At 72.3% G+C, this 19850-nt stretch carries 20 protein-coding genes; 6 read left to right on the top strand and 14 right to left on the bottom strand.

Annotated elements, in window-relative coordinates:
• The 6 genes from JKV81_RS08640 to JKV81_RS08615 form a co-directional block, all read right to left on the bottom strand.
• Entirely contained in the window at positions 1-786 is a 786-nt protein-coding gene (locus JKV81_RS08640; RefSeq protein WP_129260761.1) for an ABC transporter ATP-binding protein, read from the bottom strand.
• The gene (locus tag JKV81_RS08635) at positions 783-1724 is read right to left on the bottom strand and encodes a FecCD family ABC transporter permease (protein ID WP_129266834.1); all 942 of its coding nucleotides are present in this window, start codon (positions 1722-1724) and stop codon (positions 783-785) included. Before JKV81_RS08635 ends, JKV81_RS08640 begins: the two co-directional genes overlap by 4 nt.
• Before the next feature lie 50 nt (positions 1725-1774).
• Complete coding sequence (locus tag JKV81_RS08630; RefSeq protein WP_129260762.1) at positions 1775-2800, bottom strand: FecCD family ABC transporter permease; 1026 nt, start codon at positions 2798-2800, stop codon at positions 1775-1777.
• Positions 2797-3798 carry an ABC transporter substrate-binding protein gene (locus tag JKV81_RS08625; protein WP_202075314.1) on the bottom strand — a complete coding sequence of 334 codons (1002 nt, stop codon included), beginning with the start codon at positions 3796-3798 and terminating at the stop codon, positions 2797-2799. Before JKV81_RS08625 ends, JKV81_RS08630 begins: the two co-directional genes overlap by 4 nt.
• 111 nt (positions 3799-3909) lie before the next feature.
• The gene (locus tag JKV81_RS08620; RefSeq protein ID WP_202075313.1) at positions 3910-4761 is read right to left on the bottom strand and encodes a siderophore-interacting protein; all 852 of its coding nucleotides are present in this window, start codon (positions 4759-4761) and stop codon (positions 3910-3912) included.
• On the bottom strand, positions 4758-4997 hold the full coding sequence (locus tag JKV81_RS08615) for a phosphopantetheine-binding protein (RefSeq protein ID WP_147982433.1): 240 nt from the start codon (positions 4995-4997) through the stop codon (positions 4758-4760). Before JKV81_RS08615 ends, JKV81_RS08620 begins: the two co-directional genes overlap by 4 nt.
• 357 nt (positions 4998-5354) lie before the next feature.
• Between JKV81_RS08615 and JKV81_RS08610 the strand changes: the two genes are divergently transcribed.
• The 3 genes from JKV81_RS08610 to JKV81_RS08600 all read left to right on the top strand — a co-directional run bounded on the left by JKV81_RS08610 (position 5355) and on the right by JKV81_RS08600 (position 8292).
• On the top strand, positions 5355-5801 hold the full coding sequence (locus tag JKV81_RS08610; protein WP_202075312.1) for a TIGR03618 family F420-dependent PPOX class oxidoreductase: 447 nt from the start codon (positions 5355-5357) through the stop codon (positions 5799-5801).
• A 59-nt stretch (positions 5802-5860) separates the two neighbouring features.
• Positions 5861-6727 carry a hypothetical protein gene (locus tag JKV81_RS08605; RefSeq protein WP_202075311.1) on the top strand — a complete coding sequence of 289 codons (867 nt, stop codon included), beginning with the start codon at positions 5861-5863 and terminating at the stop codon, positions 6725-6727.
• 176 nt (positions 6728-6903) lie between these two features.
• Positions 6904-8292, top strand: a complete 1389-nt coding sequence (locus tag JKV81_RS08600) for an MFS transporter (protein ID WP_129260772.1) — start codon at positions 6904-6906, stop codon at positions 8290-8292.
• Positions 8293-8372: 80 nt separating this feature from the next.
• Here the strand turns inward: JKV81_RS08600 and JKV81_RS08595 are convergent, their stop codons facing one another.
• The 4 genes from JKV81_RS08595 to JKV81_RS08580 all read right to left on the bottom strand — a co-directional run bounded on the left by JKV81_RS08595 (position 8373) and on the right by JKV81_RS08580 (position 11980).
• Positions 8373-8852, bottom strand: coding sequence for an NUDIX hydrolase (locus tag JKV81_RS08595; RefSeq protein ID WP_202075310.1), 480 nt, complete (start codon positions 8850-8852; stop codon positions 8373-8375).
• 10 nt (positions 8853-8862) lie between these two features.
• Complete coding sequence (gene lnt / locus JKV81_RS08590) at positions 8863-10485, bottom strand: apolipoprotein N-acyltransferase (protein WP_129260774.1); 1623 nt, start codon at positions 10483-10485, stop codon at positions 8863-8865.
• Between the two features lie 60 nt (positions 10486-10545).
• Positions 10546-11118 (bottom strand): hypothetical protein, encoded by a 573-nt coding sequence (locus JKV81_RS08585; protein ID WP_129260775.1) that lies wholly within the window; start codon positions 11116-11118, stop codon positions 10546-10548.
• Between the two features lie 70 nt (positions 11119-11188).
• A complete protein-coding gene (locus tag JKV81_RS08580; RefSeq protein WP_164992655.1) occupies positions 11189-11980 on the bottom strand; it encodes a glutamate racemase in 792 nt (263 codons plus the stop codon).
• Between the two features lie 58 nt (positions 11981-12038).
• On the opposite strand from JKV81_RS08580, the gene JKV81_RS08575 reads away from it, so the two are divergent.
• The gene (locus JKV81_RS08575; RefSeq protein ID WP_202075309.1) at positions 12039-13220 is read left to right on the top strand and encodes a glycosyltransferase; all 1182 of its coding nucleotides are present in this window, start codon (positions 12039-12041) and stop codon (positions 13218-13220) included.
• A 19-nt stretch (positions 13221-13239) separates the two neighbouring features.
• Here JKV81_RS08575 and JKV81_RS08570 read toward each other — a convergent pair whose 3' ends face one another.
• Together JKV81_RS08570 and JKV81_RS08565 are read right to left on the bottom strand one after the other, a co-directional pair.
• A complete protein-coding gene (locus JKV81_RS08570) occupies positions 13240-14550 on the bottom strand; it encodes a TerD family protein (protein ID WP_202075308.1) in 1311 nt (436 codons plus the stop codon).
• Between the two features lie 87 nt (positions 14551-14637).
• A complete protein-coding gene (locus tag JKV81_RS08565; RefSeq protein WP_129260779.1) occupies positions 14638-15546 on the bottom strand; it encodes a LysR family transcriptional regulator in 909 nt (302 codons plus the stop codon).
• Positions 15547-15616: 70 nt separating this feature from the next.
• Between JKV81_RS08565 and JKV81_RS08560 the strand changes: the two genes are divergently transcribed.
• Together JKV81_RS08560 and JKV81_RS08555 are read left to right on the top strand one after the other, a co-directional pair.
• Positions 15617-16558 carry an NAD-dependent epimerase/dehydratase family protein gene (locus JKV81_RS08560; protein ID WP_202075307.1) on the top strand — a complete coding sequence of 314 codons (942 nt, stop codon included), beginning with the start codon at positions 15617-15619 and terminating at the stop codon, positions 16556-16558.
• Positions 16559-16571: 13 nt separating this feature from the next.
• Positions 16572-17483: an aldo/keto reductase gene (locus JKV81_RS08555; RefSeq protein WP_129260781.1), complete on the top strand. Its 912-nt coding sequence runs from the start codon at positions 16572-16574 to the stop codon at positions 17481-17483.
• Between the two features lie 64 nt (positions 17484-17547).
• On the opposite strand, the gene JKV81_RS08550 is transcribed toward JKV81_RS08555, so the two are convergent.
• Positions 17548-18465 carry a ferredoxin family protein gene (locus JKV81_RS08550; RefSeq protein ID WP_129260782.1) on the bottom strand — a complete coding sequence of 306 codons (918 nt, stop codon included), beginning with the start codon at positions 18463-18465 and terminating at the stop codon, positions 17548-17550.
• 10 nt (positions 18466-18475) lie between these two features.
• A complete protein-coding gene (locus JKV81_RS08545; protein ID WP_202075306.1) occupies positions 18476-19699 on the bottom strand; it encodes a cupin domain-containing protein in 1224 nt (407 codons plus the stop codon).
• Positions 19700-19850: the final 151 nt, after the last annotated feature.

The raw sequence follows: 19850 nt of genomic DNA, 5'->3' as shown, positions 1-19850 counted from the left end.
TTACTCTCCTTGGAGTGTGGGTACGACCATCGGTGTGCCGGTGACGGGGTCGGGGACGATGACACTCGGCAGGTCGAAGACGTCCTTCATGAGGGCGGCGTCCACGATGTCCCCGGGGACGCCCTCGGCGATCACGCTGCCGTCCCGCATGGCGACCAGGTGGTCGGCGAACCGGCACGCCTGGTTGATGTCGTGCAGGACGGCGATCACCGTGCGGCCCTCGTCGCGCAGCCGGGCCAGCAGACCGAGCAGCTGGTACTGGTGGGTGATGTCCAGGAACGACGTCGGCTCGTCGAGCAGCAGGTAGGACGTGCGCTGGGCCAGCACCATCGCGATCCACACCCGCTGCCGCTGCCCGCCGGACAGCTCCTGCACCGGCCGGTCCGCCAGGTCCTCGACGCCGGCGGCGGCCATCGCCTCGGTGACGGCCTCCTCGTCGTCCGGCGACCACAGGGCCAGCAGCGACTGGTGGGGGAACCGCCCCCGGCTCACGAGCTGCCAGACCTTGATGTCGTCGGGGGCGAGCGGATCCTGCGGCAGGAAGCCGAGTTGTCTGGCGAGCGTCTTGGGGGCGTACGCGCCGACCTCGCGGCCGTCGAGTTCCACATGACCGGCCTCCGGGCGCAGCAGCCGCACCAGCGCGCGCAGCAGGGTCGATTTGCCACAGGCGTTGGGGCCCACGACGGCGGTGAACGCGCCGTCGGGGACGTCGAGGTTCAGCCGTGTGGACACGACCCGGTCTCCGTAGCGCAGGGTGATGTCCCGCGCGGTCAGGCGTGCGGTCACGCGCGCCTCACCTCCTTGGTCAGCAGCCAGATCAGATAGCAGCCGCCGATCGCGGTGCTCACCACTCCCACGGGCAGCGCGACGGGCGCCAGCAGCATCTGGGCGAGCAGATCGGCGCCTTGGAGCAGAACCGCCCCGGTCAGCGCGGCCGGGAGCAGGGGGACACCGGCCGCACCGGCGAGCCGGCGGCCGATCTGCGGGGCCGCCAGGGCGATGAAGGCGATCGGTCCGGCGACCGCGGTCACGGTGGCCGTGCAGCCGACGCCGACCAGCACCATCAGCAGGCGCAGCCGGTTGAGTCCGACCCCGGTGGTGGCCGCGACGGCGTCGCCGAGGGATGCTTGGTGCATGGCGTGCGCCCGCGTGGTCATGAGGACCAGCAGTACGGCGATCACCGTGAACGGGATCCCGACGTCGTCCCAGCCCACACCGTTGAGCGATCCGGCGCTCCAGCCGACGGCGGCGATGGCCACCTCCAGCTCGGCGCGGAGCACGATCCACGAGTTGATCGCGGTCACCATCGCGTTGACCGCGATGCCGATGACCACCAACCGCAGTCCGGAGAAGCCCCGTTCGTAGGCCAGCAGGTAGATGGCGGCGGCGACGAGCAGTCCGCCGAGCACGGAACCGGCGGCCAGCTGCGCGGATGTGCCCGAGAGCACGGTGATGGCGACCAGCGCCCCGGTGTAGGCGCCCGCGTCGAGGCCGATCACGTCCGGGCTGCCCATGGGGTTGCGGGTGAGGTTCTGGAAGAGCGCCCCCGCCACGCCGAGTGCGGCGCCGAAGACGAGCCCGGCCAGCACGCGCGGCAGCCGCCAGTCGGAGATCACCACGGAGCGTTCCGTGCCGGTCAGCACGGCGAACACCTTGCCCGGGGAGGCCCAGGAGGCCCCGTAACAGAGCCCGAGGAGCCCGAGGCCCAGCATCAGGGCGGTCATGACCGCGACCAGGAGGGCCGTACGGCGTTCGATCCTCGGTCGGAGTGTCTTCACAGTGACCCCGCCCCGTAGCGGCGGACGGCCCAGATCAGCATGGGTCCTCCGAGGAACGCGGTGACGATGCCCACCGGCACCTCGCCGGTCGGCAGCAGCACCCGGGACCCGATGTCGGCGATCAGCAGCAGGACCGGTCCGAGCACCATCGTGTAGACGATGAGCCAGGGCACCGAGCCCGCCGCCGGCTTGCGCACCAGGTGGGGCACGATCAGGCCGACGAACAGGATCGGTCCGGCCACCGCCGTGGCCGCGGCGCAGAGCACGGTGATCAGCACCAGCGCGGCGGCCCGCACCCGGCCCACCCCCGCACCGAGGGTGTGCGCCACGGTCTCGCCCAGCGCCAGCGCGTTGAGCGCCTTGCTCAGCAGCAGCGCGCCGATCAGGCAGACCACGATCGCGGCCAACGGCAGGGCCAGCGGCGCCTGTTCGCGGGCGGCCAGCGAACCGACCGACCAGAAGCGGTAGGTGTCGAAGACGTCCGGGAGCATCAGCCGCAGCCCCAGGGCGACACCGCTGAGCACCGCGGTCAGGGCCACGCCGGTGAGGACGAGGCGCAGCGGCGAGCGCCGCCCGACCGCGGCCACCAGCAGCGCCGCGAGGACCGATCCGAGTACGGCGAAGCCGAGTTGGCCCGCCTGCCCGGCGGCCCAGCCGAGCGCCGAGCCGACGGTGATGGTGAACCCGGCACCCGCGGTGACCCCGAGGATGCCGGGCTCGGCCAGCGGATTGCGGGCCAGCGTCTGGATCAGCGCGCCCGACACCGCGAGGGCGGCGCCCACCGCGACGGCGAGCAGCGAGCGGGGCCCCCGGACGTCACGCACGATCACGTGGTCGTCGGTGCCCTGGTAGTCCAGCAGTGCGCGTACGACCTCTCCCGGGGGGACCGGGTGGGCGCCGATGCCCATGCTGAGCACGGCCACCACCGCCAGCAGCACCAGTCCCCCGACGAGCAGGCCGGTCTGCGGTACGGCGGCCCGCCTGCTCCCCGCCCGTCCCGACGCGCGACCCGCGACGGTCACGACTTCAGCAGCGGAGCGAGCGACATGTCGATCGCGTCCAGGGTGTTCATGGCCTGCCCGTAGGTGGCGGCCTCGGTGTAGCGGAGCGGGAAGGTCTTGCCGGCCTTGACGGCGGGCAGGTTCTTCCACAGCTTGGAGTCGAGGACGTACTGGACCGCCTCGGAGACGCTGCCGTCGGCGTTGACCGAGTACGTCAGGACGTCGGCCTCACCGAAGGCGTCCGGGAGCTCCTCGATCGACGGGTACTCGCTGACCGCGCTCGAACCGGTGCCGGCCTTCTTGACCTTGCCGTAGTACTTCGCGCCCAGGTCCTCGGCGATGTTGGTGCCCCACGAACCGCCGAACTCGCGCTGGAAGGTGCCCTTGGCGACCTCGCCGTACGCGCCGACGTGCCCGAGCTTGAGCTGGGGCAGGACGTCCTTGTACTTCGTCGCCAGCTCGGCGGCCTTGGCCTCGTACGCCTTCTGCCCCTCGTCGAACTTGTCGAGGGCGCCGGCGGCGTCGGCCTGCTTGCGGGAGAGGTCGCGCCAGGCGGACGGCAGGCTCGGGCCGATCGCCACGACGGGGGCGATGGACTCCAGCCGCTTGACGTCGATGTCGCCGAGCACGGGGGCGGGCACACCGATGACGATCAGGTCGGGCTCGGCCTCGGCGATGGCCTCGTAGTTGGTCTCGGCCGCCTGCTCACCGGCCACCTTGGTGAGCTTCTTGTACTCGGCGAGGTCCTCCTTGCTCATCATCGGCTCGCCGCGCTTCCACGACGAGATCCCGACCAGCGGCGCGTCGGCCTCGATCAGCGCGGGCACGGCGTAGCCGGTGGCGACCACACGCTTCGGGTCGGCCGGGATGGTGATCTTGCCGTTGTCCGCGGCGAACACCCGGGTCTTGTCCTTCTCCGAAGCGGCGTCGGACCCGCCGTCCGACGAGGACCCGCATCCGGCCAGGATCAAAGCCAGCGACACGGCGCCGACGAGGCCGGAGGTTCTGCGTATGGACATCGATTGCTCCTCGAAATTTAGGTAAGGCTTACCTTAGTTGAAAAAATCTGATCAAGACACCCGGGAGGGGCTTCAAGGCGGCTCAAGTCCGCCGAAGGGCCCGCCCGTCGGTCAGTGGTCGTCCTCGTCGAAGTCGGCGACGCCGCGCTTCCAGTACCCGGTGATGTCGTGGTCGGCCTTGCCCAGGCCCAGCTCGTCGCGGACCCAGCGGCGCAGCGGTTTGATCTGCCCCGCCTCGCCCGCGACCCAGACGTAGAGCCGTTCACCCTCGGGCACGGCCACCGCGGTCACGGCACGCACCAGCGCCTCGTCGGCGTCCGCCGCACGGCTGTCGCGGTGCAGCCAGCGCACCTCGACACCTTCGGGCGCGGACAGCTCGATCTCCTGCGCGGGATCGGGGACTTCGATGAACGCCCAGCCCTTGGCGGTCCTGGGCAGCTCCTCCAGCCAGCGCGCGATCGCCGGCAGGGCGGTGATGTCACCGGCGAGCAGATAGCGGTCGTAGGAGTGCGGGACGATCAGCCCGCCGGGCGGTCCCGCGAGATGCATGACGGCGCCCGGCCGGGCCGCGGACGCCCATTCCGACGCGAGGCCGCCCTCGTGCAGGGCCACGTCGATGTCGATCTCGCCGGAGACCGGGTCGTAACGGCGCACCGTGTACTGCCGCGAGACGGGCGCCGGTCGCGGCCAGCGCAGCATCGCCCCGTCGGGCTCGGGCAGTCGCAGCGAACCGTCCGGGTCCGGGAAGAGCAGCTTCACGTGTTCGTCCGGCGAGTGCGCCTCGAATCCCTCGGTACCCGGCCCGCCGAGTGTGACCCGCAGCAGTCCGGCGCCGACCATGGCGGTGCGTACGACCTCGGTCTCGCGGATCCCGATCGGATAGCCCACCTTCTCGGCATGGCGGCCCGCCCGGACCTCCGCGATCCGCTCCAGGTGCCGGCTCCGGTGATCGACCCGGCTCATGCGGCCCGGCCCGTCAGCAGCTCGGTCCAGTGCGCCAGTTCGGGCTGCTCCGCCAGGTCGGCGTACTCCAGCGAAGCGGCCCCGGCGGCGCGCCAGCGGTCGATGAGGACCATGGTCCTGACCGAGTCCAGACCGAGATCGGTCAGATTCTCCTCGGGCTCGATCTCGGTGGGGTCGCAGCCGATCAGCTCCGCGACGTCGGCGCGGATCCGTTCGGCCGACAGGGCCTGGTTCATGGGATGACTCCTGAGATTTGGACACCGGCTCGGACACCGGCGTCACGGTCAGCGCCGGTGAGGGCGGTCACGGCGCCGGGCGGCGTACACGCACGCCCGGCCGGGGTGCGCGCGGGCGAGGTACGGCGCCCATGACGGCAGCACTCCACGACATGAACTCCCCCTCACCCGTCGAACCAAGGCGAGGCTAACCTAACCTGCGACTTCTTGTGCAGGATACGCAACGCGGACCGGTGTGACGCACCCCTCTCCCCCACCACCCCGCCGAACCCGCCAAAGGTGAGGGAGCATCAGCGATACACGGTCGTACGGACCCGGGGATGCGAGCGGGACCCTCGTGATTGGTAGCCTCCGAAGATGACTGTGATCTTCGACGAAGCCGTACGCGCCCGACTGGAAGCCCCCCATATCTGGTACGTCGGCACCGTGTTCCCCGACGGTGCGCCGCAGGTCAGCCCGATGTGGGTGGACCTGGAGGGAGATGGGGAGCTGACGTTCAACACCTCGGTGGGCCGGGTCAAGGAGGAGAACCTGCGCCACGACCCCCGCGTCTACCTCTCGCACGCGGACGCCGACGACCCCTTCGACCGCGTACAGATCAGTGGCGAGGTCGCCCGCTTCATCGAGGGCGAGGAGGCGCACGAGCGGATGGACCGGCTGGCCCGGAAGTACCTGTGCAGCGAGCGGTTCGAGTGGCTCATGCCCGAGGAGCGGCGGGTCGCGGTGGTCGTACGCCCGCTCAAGGTGCGGCACATCGTCGGGGTGGAACGCTTCCGTCCGGGAGGCCCCGTCCCCGCGCCGTGACCGCACGGACCGTCATCGAAGCCTCCAAAAGGGACGGCGAGTGAGGGGCGGCACCCACGATGACCGACACGACCGGTGCACAGGAACCCGGGGACGCGCCCGCCGTCCCCGCGAGCGCGGTGTGGCTCAAGGGCCAGTTGCTGGAGATCGCTTCGGCGCTGCGTCCTGACCGCCGGCCCGAGCTGGCCCGCGCGTGGACCGACCCGGTGCGGTGGCGCGACCCCGCCCCGGTGGGCCACCGCTTCCTGTTCCTGCTCTGCGTCGCCACGGACGACCGCCCGACACCCCCCGACGACGTCCTGAACGCCTTCGCCGCGGCCGGCTGGACCGTGCGGACACAGCGCTCGGGCCCCGACGGGGAGAGCTGGGCGACCGCCGGGCGGGAGGACTTCGACGTACGGGTCTACACGGGCGCCGGCCGAGGCCTCACGACACTCACCGGCTGGACCCCCGTCGTCTACGCCGAACGGCAGCTGGGCCAGCCGCTCTTCACCCGCAGCACGGCCGACGGGATCCTCTGCGACGGCTGTCACGGCTGGGGCGTCTGCCTGGAGTGCGGGGGCAGGCCCTACAGCGGCGGCAGCGGCGGCTACGGCCGCTGCTGGTGCGCCGGGAACAACGCGGGGCCCGGCCGATGCGTCGAGTGCGGCGGCACGGGCCTGCTCACGGCGGAGGAAGAGGCATGGCTGCGGCGGCGGCACGGGGACGACGCGCCCTCCCGGCAGCCGCCGCCCGAGGACGGACACGACTCCAACACCGGCGCGTTCCTCGCTGTCAGCCGAAGGCCCTGCCGCTGCGGGGAGTTCCGCTGCTCCTGGCGCAACACCCTCTCCCGGACCGACGGCCACCTGCTCTCCCACTTCCACGCCACCTGCCGCACCTGCGCCACCCGGCGCACCCACACGTTCAGGCTCCCTCTGCGCTGAACCGCCGGGAGAACTCCGAACGGGGCGACAGGAGCCCCTATGACGACTTCCCGTGGCGTTCGCACGCACACCGTCCACCCGAACTATGGTGTCCCGCCACATACGCCCCTGACCTGCCCCTTCCTACGGTATGGCGACACGGAAACGTCCCCGCCAACTGTCCGGAAGTGGTATCCATGGCCGCCCCAGCAACCGCTCCCCCACCCCCGTCCAACCTCCGCCGCATCGTCGCCGCGAGCCTCGTCGGGACCACGGTGGAGTGGTACGACTTCTTCCTGTACGGCTCCGCTGCCGCGCTGGTCTTCAACAAGTTGTTCTTCCCCGAGTCCGACCCGCTCGTCGGTACGCTCCTCTCCTTCCTCACCTACGCCGTGGGCTTCGCCGCACGCCCCATCGGGGCCCTGGTGTTCGGGCACTACGGGGACCGGCTCGGGCGCAAGAAGCTGCTGGTGCTGAGCCTGCTGATGATGGGCGGCGCGACCTTCGCCATCGGGCTGATGCCGACGCACGCCACGATCGGTTCGGCGGCGCCCGTCCTGCTCACCGTCCTGCGGCTGGTGCAGGGGTTTGCCCTCGGCGGCGAGTGGGGTGGCGCCGTGCTGCTCGTGTCGGAGCACGGCGACGCGAAGCGCCGGGGGTTCTGGGCGTCGTGGCCCCAGACGGGCGCGCCGGCCGGGCAGTTGCTCGCGACAGGGGTGCTGTCCGCCCTCACCGCGCTGATGTCCGACTCCACGTTCGGGGCCTGGGGCTGGCGGATCCCCTTCCTCCTCTCCGGCGTACTCGTGATCCTGGGTCTGTGGATTCGTCTCTCTGTCGATGAATCGCCTGTCTTCAAGGCGGCCCTGGCCCAGGCCGAGCAGCGCAAGGCCGCCGCCGCGCCCGCCGAGAAGATGCCGCTGGTCGCCGTGTTGCGGCACCACTGGCGCGACGTGCTGATCGCCATGGGCGCACGGATGGCCGAGAACATCAGCTACTACGTGATCACCGCGTTCATCCTCGTGTACGCGACGACCTCCGCGGACCTGAGCAAGCAGACGGCGCTCAACGCCGTACTCATCGCGTCCGCCGTGCACTTCGCCGTGATCCCGCTGTGGGGCGCGCTCTCCGACCGGGTGGGGCGCAGGCCGGTCTACCTCGTCGGCGCGATCGGTGTGGCGCTGTGGATGTTCCCGTTCTTCGCGCTGATCGACAGCAGGAGCTTCGGGGGCCTGCTGCTCGCCGTCACGGTCGGGCTGATCTTCCACGGCGCCATGTACGCACCGCAGGCGGCCTTCTTCGCGGAGATGTTCGCGACGCGGATGCGGTACTCGGGTGCCTCGATCGGCGCCCAGTTCTCGTCGGTGGCCGCAGGCGCCCCGGCCCCGCTCATCGCCACCGCGCTGCTCGCCGACTTCGGCAGTTCGACACCGATCTCGCTGTACGTGATCGCCGCCGCGCTCGTCACGGTGCTGGCGATCCTCTGCGCGAAGGAGACCCGGAGCCGGGACCTCACGGACATGGAGCCGGACGCCGGCCGGCAGGCCGCGGACACCGCGACCCTGCCCGCCGACGCCCGTGGCGTCTGACCCGGCCGAACCGAAGGGCCCGTCTCCCCCGTCCGGCGGGGGAGACGGGCCCGTACGACATGGTCGGGAAGCCGGGCCCGTCAGGCCTGGGGCGTCCGTGCGAACCAGGTGGGGCCGTCCGTCAGGGACTGCTTGATCCGGAACAGCGCGAACTCACTCAGCGGCGGCAGCGCGTCGACCTCGAACCACGCGACCTCCAGCGACTCGTCGTCGTTGACCCGCGCCTCCCCGCCGGTCGCACGGCAGCGGAAGGTGATGTCGAGGTACTGGCAGCGGTCGCCGTTGGCGTACTGCACCGGCTTCAGGGCCTGGGTGAGCACGACCCGCTCCGCGACGCAGTGCACCGCCGTCTCCTCGTACACCTCGCGCTCCGCCGTCACCGCGGGCTCCTCGCCCGGTTCGCCGATCCCGCCGATGACCGACCACTCGCCGGTGTCCGAGCGGCGGCCCAGCAGCACCCGGCCGTCGTCGTCGAAGACGACCGCGGTGACCCCCGGCAGGAGAAGCAGCTGGTGGCCGGCGGTGGCACGGATGTCGCGGATGAAGTCTGGAGTACCCATGCGGCCGAGCCTACGGGGCGGCCGGGGCGCTCGAAGGACCGGCCTTCCGGTCCTTCCTCGCCCGCACCGACCGGGCCGTCGCCCAGCCGAGACCGGCCACGGCGAGCAGGGCCAGAACGCCTTCGGGCAGGGGGCCGAGCCGGGTGGCGGGAGTGAGCGAGGAGCGCAGGGGCACCTCGTCGACCAGGGCGTCGGGAGTGAACATCTTGGTCTTCTCCACGATCGTGCCGTCCGGCCGGATCACGGCGCTGACGCCGCTGGTGACGGGCACGACGACGGACCGCCCGTGCTCGACCGCCCGCACCTGGCTCATCGCCAGCTGCTGGTAGGTCATCTCGCTGCGCCCGAAGGTCGCGTTGTTGCTCGGTACGGCGATGAGCTGCCCGCCGTGCTTCACGGTGTCGCGCACGGCGTCGTCGAACGCGGCCTCGTAGCAGGTCACGAGCCCGACCTTGGTGCCGGCGAGGTCGAACACCCCGACCTTGCTTCCCGGGCCGAAGTCACGCTGCACCCGGTCGACGTCCTTGCTGAAGATCCGGGCGACGGACCGCATCGGCATGTACTCGCCGAACGGCTGGATGTGCCGCTTGTCGTACGTGCCCACGGGCCCGCTCTCCGGGTCCCACTGGATCAGCGTGTTGCGCAGGGGCCCGGTGTCGGGGGTGAGGACGGCGCCGATGACGGTGGGGGCGCCGATGGCCTGCACGGCCCGGTCGATGACGTCACGGGCGTCGGCATTGCGGTACGGGTCGAGGTCGGAGGAGTTCTCCGGCCACAGGACGAAGTCGGGTTGGGGCACCTTTCCGGCCTTCACGTCCTCGGCGAGCTGTTCCGTACGCTTCGCATGGTTGTCCAGGACGGCCCGGCGCTGGGAGTTGAAGTCGAGTCCCAGGCGCGGCACGTTGCCCTGGATCGCGGCGACCGTGGCGGTGCCGTCCTCGGGCGAGTCGTCCACGAGCGGGAGGGCCGCCAGCGCCGCGGCGACCGGCACGGCCACCGTGACGGCCGCGGCGACGACGGCGGAGCGGGGCACGGTGCCGGTGGCGCGGTGGCGGCGGACCTGCCGGGCGGACTCCAGCAGCCCGAATCCGCAGAGCACGACGGCGAAGGTGAGCAGCGGGGTGCCGCCCAGCGCGGCGAGCGGCAGGAACGCGCTGTCGGCCTGGCCGAAGGCGATCTTGCCCCAGGGGAAGCCGCCGAACGGGACGCGGGCGCGGAGCGCCTCGTCCAGGGTCCACACGGCGGCCGCCCAGAAGGGCCAGTACGGGAGCCGGGAGACGGCGGCGATACCGATACAGCCGACGGCGATGAACAGGGCTTCGGCCAGTGCCAGCGCCAGCCAGGGAACCGGGCCGACCTCCTCCCCCGTCCAGTGCAGCAGCGGCAGCATGAAGCCGAGGCCCGCGAGGAGGCCGAGGCCCAGCGCGGCGCGCGCCCGCCGTGCGCTCAGCACCCAGCCCAGCAGGGCGAAGCCGGGCAGCACCAGCCACCACAGGGGCCGGGGCGGGAAGCTCGCGTAGAGCATCGCACCGGACAGCAGGGCTGCGGCCGGCCGGACGAGCCGCGGCCACAGCTTCCTGCTGCGGGGCGCGGGGGCGGGCGGCGGTTCGACGGTGGTGATGGTGGCGCTCACCTGCCGGAGTCTACGGTGAGCGGCTGTGGGAGCGGCAGCCGCTCCGGCCGCCCGGCAGGCTCAGGGCCGGCTCTTCCCCTGGGCCCTGCCGTTGGCCGTGAGGTGCAGGCGGTCGCGGATGAAGCGTACGGCCGCCTCCGCGTCGTCCACGGTGACGGTGAAGGTCATGCCGTCCCCGAGCCGGAGCACCAGCGCCTCCCCGCGCCGCACGACCACGGCCGTGCCCTGGTCGGGGCGCCAGCGGTAGCCCCAGCCGCCCCACTGGCGCGGGGTGACGGTGGGTGCGAAGTCCGCGCCGACCACATGGGTGAGGAGAATCCGCCGCCTGGGCAGCCCGGCGTGACCGCAGCGCACCTCGAGGGCGTCCCCGTCGACCTTGACGGCCACATGGACGAAGGCGAGGGTCCCGAAGAGGATCAGGAGTCCCGCGGCGACACAGCCGATGACGGACATGAGCAGCGGGGCGAATCCGCCACCCCAGGCCGAGTCGACGGCCAGCTCGATACCGAGCGCCAGACACGCGGCGCCCACGGCCGCGAGCAGCCACTGGAAGCGATTGGTGGCCCGTCCCGTCCAGACCGTGCTCGGGGCCTGGCTCGAACCGTGCCGCCTGTTACCGGGGTGGTCCGTCATGCCAAGCAGCGTACCCAGGTTCCGCGCCGTGAGGAGGGGGTGTGCGGCCACGGCGGGGCACCGGGTGCGGTCAGATGGCGGGGGTGACGGCCTTGAGGAGTCGGCCCTCGGCGTAGACCAGCGCCCGTTCGGGCAGGTCAGCGGCGTGCCCGCCGAGGAGGACGGTGAGAGTGCCGACCGGTTCGGCCGACGGAGCGGGCGCCGCCCCGACACGGCGCAGTGCCTGGGCTGCCACCGCGTCGGCGGAGCCGTGGAGCACCAGGGGCGCGCGGCCGGGCCGGCCGGCCTCGACGGCGGCGCGGATCCGTTCGGCCACCAGCTCGTAGTGGGTGCAGCCCAGGACGACGTCCGTGACCCCGGCCGGTGTGAGGGCGGCGGCAGCGGCCACCGCACGGTCGATCGCGTCCTCGTCGGCGTGTTCCACCGCGTCTGCGAGTCCCGGGCAGGGCACCTCGGTGACGGCCACGGACCGGGCGAAGTCGTTGATCAGCCCGCGCTGGTACGGGCTCCCGGTGGTCGCCGGGGTGGCCCAGATCGCGAAGGGACCGCCGCCCGCGGCGGCCGGCTTGATGGCGGGCACCGTGCCGATGACCGGCAGCGCCGGCTCCAGTTCGGCCCGGAGGGCGGGCAGGGCGTGGACGGAGGCGGTGTTGCACGCGACGATCAGGGCGTCCGGCCGGTGTGCCGCGGCGGCACGGGCCACGGCGAGCGCGCGCTGGGTCACGTCCTCGGGCGTACGGGGCCCCCAGGGCATCGACCCGGGATCCGAGGACAGCACCAGATCGGCGTCGGGCCGTAGCCGGCGTACTGCGGCCGCTGCCGCGAGCAGGCCGATTCCCGAGTCCATGAGTGCGATCTTCACCCGGTCACCATAGTCGACAGCCCTTGCGGCACCGCCGGAGTGGGGCACACTTCGACGGATGAGCGCCGTTGCCTGGACCGCCGTGGGTTCGCTGATCGTATGGGTCTGGCTGCTGCTGGGTCAGGGCTTCTTCTGGCGGACCGACCAGCGGCTGCCGCTGCGCGGGGACCCGGCGCGCTGGCCCTCGGTGGCCGTGGTCGTCCCCGCGAGGGACGAGGCCGAGGTCCTGCCGGTGAGCCTGCCGTCGCTGCTCGCCCAGGACTATCCGGGCGACGCGGAGATCTTCCTGGTGGACGACGGCAGCGGCGACGGCACGGGCGAGCTGGCCCGAGAGCTGGCCGTGCGGTACGGCGGGCTTCCGCTGACGGTGGTGGCCCCCGGGGAGCCGGAGCCGGGGTGGACGGGCAAGCTCTGGGCGCTGCGGCACGGGATGGCGCTGGCCCGGCAGCGGAAGCCGGAGTTCCTGCTGCTGACGGACGCGGACATCGCGCATGAGCCGGACAGCCTGCGGGAGCTCGTCGCCGCCGCCGGGAGCGACGGCGTGGACGGGTTCGACCTGGTCTCGCAGATGGCCAGGCTGCGGGTGACGAGCGCCTGGGAGCGGCTGGTGGTGCCGGCCTTCGTCTACTTCTTCGGGCAGCTCTACCCGTTCCGCCGGGTGAACGCCGAGAGGTCGCGCACCGCCGCGGCGGCGGGCGGCTGTGTCCTGCTGCGGGCCGGAACCGTCGAGCGGGCCCGGCTCCCGGAGTCCATCCGTTCGGCGGTGATCGACGACGTGTCGCTGGCGCGTGCGGTACGGCGCAGCGGCGGCCGCATCTGGCTGGGCCTGGCCGACCGGGTGGACAGCGTGCGGCCCTATCCACGGCTGGCGGACCTGTGGCACATGGTCGCGCGGAGTGCGTACGCCCAGCTGCGGCACAGCCCGTGGCTGCTGGCCGGTACGGTCCTGGGGCTGCTCCTGGTCTATGTCGCGCCGCCCGTCACGCTGGTCACCGGGCTGCTGACCGGGGACGCGGTCGCCGCCTCGGCGGGCGGGGCGGCCTGGGCGGTGATGGCGGGGACGTACATGCCCATGCTCGGGTACTACCGGCAGTCGCTGTGGCTGGCACCGCTGCTGCCCCTCACCGCCGTCCTCTACCTGCTGATGACGGTGGATTCGGCGGTCCAGCACTACCGGGGGCTCGGTGCGGCCTGGAAGGGGCGTACGTACGCCCGGCCCGAGGCCGCACCGGAACCCTGAACCCTGAATCCGCCCGGTGTCACTTGCGCCCGGGCGTCCAGTTCATGCCCCAGCCGTAGGCGGCGTCGATGGTCCGCTGGGGGCTGACCCCGCGCTGAGGGACGAGGTAGCGGGCCTCGCGCTGCACGGTGAGGTCGTTCCCGTCGCTGGTGAGCAGTGCGAGCGCGCACACCGTGGAGGGCACGGTGCATTCGTCGAGGGAGAAGTCGATCGCCGCGCCGTTCTGCGGCTGGAGGGTCACCGTGGCGTGCAGATCGGCGAAGCTCCGGGCGCCCTCGTAGATGGTGACGAAGATCAGGACGCGGCGCAGCCGGTTCTTGTGGTCGAGGTTGACCGTGAGGTTCTCGCCGGTCGAGACGGCGCCCGTACGGTCGTCGCCGTCGAGATGGATGTAGGGCGGCTGCCGCAGGGAGCCGAAGGCGTTCCCCAGCGCCTGGACGACTCCCTTGCTGCCGTCGGTGAGTTCGTACAGGGCGCAGAGGTCGAGGTCCAGGTCGGCGTGCATGGCGACGGCCCTGCCGAGCTTCGCGCCCCAGCCCTTGAACTGTTTGCGCACCTCCCAGTTGAGGTTGACGCGCAGCGCTCCGGAGGTGCCGCCCTGCTTCGACAGCGAGACCGAGGGGGCTTCCTTGGTCAGGGTGACCTTCGTCAGCCGTACGGCCTGGACGACGGGCGGCGCGGGCGGTGCGACCGGGGGCGCGGGCGGCTGGGGAGCCACCGGCGGGGGCGGGGCCTGCTGAGGTCGGGCCGGCTGGGGAGTCCTCTGCGGCTGCGAGGCGGGCGGGGCCTGCTGCGGCTCGTCGACGGAGATGCCGAAGTCCGTGGCGAGGCCCGCGAGTCCGGTGTCGTACCCCTGGCCCACGGCCCTGAACTTCCAGGCGCCCTGGCGCAGATAGAGCTCACCGAGGATGAACGCGGTCTCGACGCTCGCGTCCGCGCTGTCGAAGCGCGCGATCTCGGCGCCGTTCGCCGCGTCCAGGATCCGCACGTGGAGGCCGGTGACCCGCCCGAAGGTGCCGCCGTCCGCTGAGGCGGCGATCACGACCCGGTCGATCGCCGGCTCGATCCGCCCGAAGTCGACGGAGAGGCTGTCCGTGACCGCGCCCCCCGCCGTCCGCTTGCCCTCGTGGCGCACCGCGCCGGAGCCGTGGGCCGGCTGGTTGTAGAAGACGAAGTCCGCGTCGCTGCGCACCTTTCCCGCGACGAGGAGGAGCGCCGAGGCATCGACGTCGGGTGTGCCGGGAGAGGTGTGCCAGCCCAGTTCGACCCGTACGGCCTGAGCCGGCACTGCGACGTTGGTTCCCTTTTGCATGGTCATGCTCGCCCCCATCACGAGTCCGGCTGCCCGGAGAGTGTCCCGCCAACCTAATCCCCGGTCCGCCGGGAAGCCCACATTCTCGGCACGTCGGCTGCCGGGTCAGGATGCGCCGAGTGCTGCCGCCTGCTCCTGGAGCGCCTCGATCAGCGTCGTCACCTGGAGGTCGCGGCGGTGGCCGAGCACGGCGACGCCGAGGTGGCGTGCGGGGGCCGGTGCCTCTATCGGGACGATGTGGACGCCCCACACCCTGGGGACGAGGGCGATGGAGGGGATGAGCGAGACGCCCAGCCCCGCGGCGACGAGGGAGCCGGCGAAGAAGTAGTCGGTCGTGGTGCCGCGCACGTCCGGGTCGAAGCCGGCGCGTTGCGCGTAACGGCGCAGGTACGCCTCGGTCTTGAGGCATCCGAGCACCCAGGGTTCACCGGCCAGCTCGTCGAGTTCGATGGCCGCGCGGCCGGCGAGCGGATGCCGGTGGGGCAGGACGACGTGCAGGGGGTCCTCCATGAGCGGTGTCCACCGCAGACTGGAGCCGGTGCCCGACCGGCCGGGCAGCGGGCCGTCGAAGTGGTAGGCGAGGGCCAGGTCCACCGCGCCCTGCCGGACCAGCGGCAGGCACTCCTCGGGCTCGCCCTCCCTGACGTGGAGCACGGTCTCGGGGTGGGCCGCGGTGAGCCGGGCGAGGGCGCCGGGCAGAAGCACCCGGCCGCCGCTGGTGAACGTGGCGACGGTGAGCTGGGTGCGGCCCGTGCTGAGCCGGTCGACCTGCTGCTTCGCGTGTTCGAGCTCGGCCGCCACGGACTCGGCGGCCCCGACCATGATCTGGCCTGCCCGGGTGAGGGTGACACCCCGGGTGCTGCGGGCGACCACCTGGGCGCCCAGGCTGCGTTCCAGGACGGCTACGTGCTGGGACACGGCCGAGGGGGTGAGGTGGAGGGCGGTGGCCGCCCGGTTGAAGCTCCCGTGCTCCGCCACCGCCCGCAGGATGCGGAGCCGCTGGACATCGATCAACAGTTTTCCTTAATGCGTTACCAGTAGGAGGGCACTTCTGCTGATGACGATAGGCGACCACGATGGAGCCATGCGAAAGATCTGCGTCATCGGCGGCGGCCGCTACTTCGGAAAACTTCTCGTCCGGCGACTGGCGGAGGCCGGCCACGAGGTCACTGTCATCAACCGGGGCTCCACCCGCCCACCCGCCGGTGTCGAACACCTCGTCGCCGACCGCGACGACGAGGCGGCGCTGACCGCCGCGCTCGGCACCCGTACCTTCGACGTGGTCGTCGACCAGATCTGCTACACCCCGGTGCAGGCCGCCGTCGCCGCCCACGTCTTCCGCGACCGCACCCGGCGGTACGTCATGACGTCCACGATCGAGGTCTACGATCCCGCCACCGCCGACCTCCCGGCCGTCCCCGCCGGCACACCGGTGACGGAGGATCTCGTCGACCCGGCCGTCTGGCGGGTGCGCCTGGACCTGCCCTGGCAGGACGCCGCGTACCAGGACGCCCACTACGCCGAGGGCAAACGGCAGGCGGAGGCCGTGCTCACCCGGGCGGGCGGGTTCGGCTTCGTCTCCGTACGCAGCGCCCATGTACTCGGCGGCGGGACACAGGAGTTCACCGGCCGTCTGGCGCACTACGCCGAACTCGTCTCCCGGGGCGGGACGGTCGATGTGTACGCCGAGGAGCGGCCCACCGTCTTCATCCACCACGAGGAGATGGCGGACCTGCTGCTGTGGGCGAGCACCGCCTCCGACTTCACCGGCCCCGTCAACGCCTGCTCCGACGGCCTGCTCGACGTACGCGAGCTGAGCGGGCTGATCGCCTCCCGCACCGGCCGGGAACCGGTGTACCGGACCGTCGCCGCGGGCGAGGCGGCCGGCCCGTTCTCCTTCGACCGCCATTACGCCATGAGCAACACCCGTGCGAAGGAGCTGGGTTTCACCTTCTCCCGCACCGCCGACTGGCTGCCCGGCGCCGCCGCCGAAGCCCTCGGCACATCCGCCGTCCACACCTCCTGAGGGGCGACACCCGATGCTGTACCGCACCGTCAAGGACACCACCTTCAGCGCCGTCGGACTGGGCGCCATGCCCCTGTCCATCGAGCAACGCCCGGACGAGGAACGGGCCGTCGCCACCATCCACGCGGCCCTCGACGCCGGGGTCACCCTGATCGACACCGCCGACAGCTACCACTGGCACGCGGACGAGACCGGCCACAACGAGTACCTCATCGCCCGGGCCCTCCGCCGCTACGGCCGGGACACCTCGGACGTCCTGGTCGCCACCAAGGGCGGCCGGGGCCGGCCCGGTGACGGCAGCTGGACGGTCGACGGGGACCCCGCCCACCTCAGGAAGGCCGCCGAGGCGTCCGCCGAGCGGCTCGGTGTCGAGGCCATCGGCCTCTACCAGCTCCACAAACCCGACCCCGCCGTCCCCTGGGCCGACTCCGTCGGCGCGCTGCGCGAGCTGCTCGACGCCGGCACGATCCGGGCCGCCGGCATCTCCAACGTGACCACCGGTCAGATCCACGAGGCACACGCGATCCTGGGCGACGGGCTGGTCTCCGTACAGAACCGGTACTCCCCCGCCGTCCGCGACAGCGAACCGGAGCTCCGGCTGAGCACCCGGCTGGGCCTGGCCTTCCTGCCCTGGAGCCCGCTCGGCGGCATCCGGCGCAGCTCCCTCGACGGACGCTCCGCCCCCACCTCCGCGGGCACCGCCTTCCACCATGTGGCCGACGCACGCGGGGTCAGTCCCCAGCAGATCGTCCTGGCCTGGCTGCTGAGCCGCTCCCCGCTGATGGTCCCGGTGCCGGGAGCCAGCCGGCCGGCCTCCATCCAGGACTCGGCCGGGGCGGCGGAGCTGGTACTGACCGAGGCGGAGCTGACACGGCTCGACGAGGCGTGGCCGGGCACCGACGGGGCGGAAGACGGCAAGCCCTGAGACCGGGCGTGCGCTCCGGCGCACGACGGCTGCGGGTTACGACGGCCCCTCGCGCCCCCGGGGTTCAGCCCAACGGTCTCGGACGCTCGGCCGTGCGGATGGAGACGACCTCGTGGACGACGGCCGGACTCATCGCCGGCCCTCGGCAGGTCAGTTGGTACGGCGTGGTGCGGTAGGACCGCACCTCGACGTCGAAGGCCGCCGGGCGGGGCGGGTGGCGGAGGACTCGGATCCGCCAGCCGGCGCCGTCGCGGGTGGTCTCGGCGACCGTGTACGCATGCCGTCCCGCCGGGCCGAAGTGCCTGAGCAGCGCGGTGACGGCGGCCTGCTGCGGCGGGAAGAGGTCGGTGTATCCGCGCAGATGGCCGGCGTGGATACGGTCGGCCAGGTGCTGTTCGAGCGCTTCGACGGAGGAGGCGGCGTCGAGGTTGCCGTAGTAGACGCCGTCGGGAGCGACGACGACGTTGGCGGCGAACCTGTCCCCGCCGACGTGCGTGCACTCCCAGACAAGCTCCGGCCAGCGGTCGCTCAGGGCGCGCCCCACGGGCCTCCCCCGCACGGCGCAGCAGGTGTCGTGCCGGCCGTGGGCGCAGACCAGGACGACCGGCGGGTGACCGGGCTGCCCTGGGGCACCGAGGGCTCCGACGATCTGCGCCAGGTCCTCGTCCCGGCTCCAGGTGCCCCACTGCTGCCGGTGGTCGCCGGACTTCTCGTAGCGCAGTACGCCCCAGCGGCGTGTCTCCTCGGGTGTGTGGCGCCCGTGCCGTCTGACCAGCAGGATCCGGGCCCGTACCGCTCGGGCGGCGGAGAACACGAGTGCTTTGGTACGGGGTTCGAGGTCGAGGCCGTCGAAGCCGTTGGCCGGCCAGCCGCCCCGGTACTCGATGAGGACCCAGACGGTGCCGTGCGGCGCCGTTCCCACCATCGAGTCGCCCCGCGTCCGGGCCGCGTCGGCACAGAGGAAGCGGTCCTTCGCGGTCATCGCGGCGGTGTCACCGCTCGGCGGGAACCAGTACGCCCGCGCGCAGCAGTCTCCCGACCAGCTCTACGCCGAGTTCACCGGCCGTACGGATGTCGCCGTCGAGCAGACGGATCACCGACGGCAGATCGGTCTCCGGGAAGTCGAGCCATCCCACACGTGTGGTCAGGCGTGGGCCTTCCAGCCGCGCTTCCAGTGCCTCGCGGAGCCGTACGGGGGTCCCGGGGCCGAGCCCGTCGACGGCCGCGAGCTGGGCCAGCGGTCCCAGCGGGGCCGGGCGCGCCTGGCCCCTCCGGGCGCGGTGGAACGACGGCGCGGAATCGGCCTCGGTGACGGCGGCGAGGAGACGTTCACGGACGATGTCGATCTCCTCGGCGGGAGTGTCCACGCCCAGCGGCAGGCTCCCGCGCATCCGGGGGTCGTCGCGCAGCGCCGCGAGCGCGGAGGCGGCCAGTTGTTCGGCCAGCGCGTACCGCGTCCAGGTGTGGATCCCGATCGTCAGGTGGACCGAGACCTCTCCCTGCGCCTCGGCGGCGTGCAGCCAGCCCCGCGGCAGGTAGAGGGCATCGCCCGGCTCCAGCACGGTGTCTATGTACGGCGTGCTCCTGGCGGCCTCGGCGACGGCGGAGCGGCGGTCGGTCCAGGGCTGGTCGCGGAGCGGGTCGGGGTGTACGGGTTCATGGACGAGCCAGCGCTTGGTGCCCTCGATCTGGAGGACGAAGACGTCGTGGACGTCGTAGTGGTCGTCGAATCCGCGGTTCTGCGGCGGAGTGACATAGGCGTTGGCCTGCGCGGGATGCCCCAGCTCGGTGCTCAGTCCGGCGCAGAAGCCGGCGACGGGCCCCCAGGTGCGCTGCAGGGCCTGGAGGACGAGCGTGGCGCCGTCGGCGAACTGGCGCCACAGCGCCGTGTCGTCGAGCTGGTCGGAGATGGTGGCGCCGACGCCGGCGGACGAGGTGTACGACGATTCGGGGAGCGTGGAGCCGTCCCTGGCGACGCGGAGGAAGGGGGTGCGCAGTCCGCGGCGTGCGACGAGTTCGTCGACGGCGTCGGCGGAGAACAGATCGGAGAAATCGCTGACGCGGCGGGTGAGCAGAGCTCTGCGCCCCCAGATGTCGCGGGCGAACTCCTCCTGGCTCAAACGGGTCAGCCGGGTGAGACGGGTCGGACGGGTCTCCGGAACCCCGGCTCCCTCCGTGGGGCCGGGGTTCCGGAGTTCGGTCCGGGAGGTGCTCAACGGCGACTGCCGGACTGGTCCGCCCCGCCGTCGGCGCCACCGTCGTGGACCCCGGGCGTACCGGCCGCACCACCATCGGCAGGACCCTCCGCCCCACCATCAGCACCGCCATCGTGAACACCGGGCGTACCGGCCGCACCACCGTCAGCGG

It is taken from the genome of Streptomyces silvae (genome assembly GCF_016745505.1).
In the GTDB taxonomy this organism is placed as follows: Bacteria; Actinomycetota; Actinomycetes; order Streptomycetales; family Streptomycetaceae; genus Streptomyces; species Streptomyces silvae.
The sequence above is the reverse complement of the archived record's forward strand: the minus strand, read 5'-3'. Positions and strand labels throughout refer to the sequence as shown.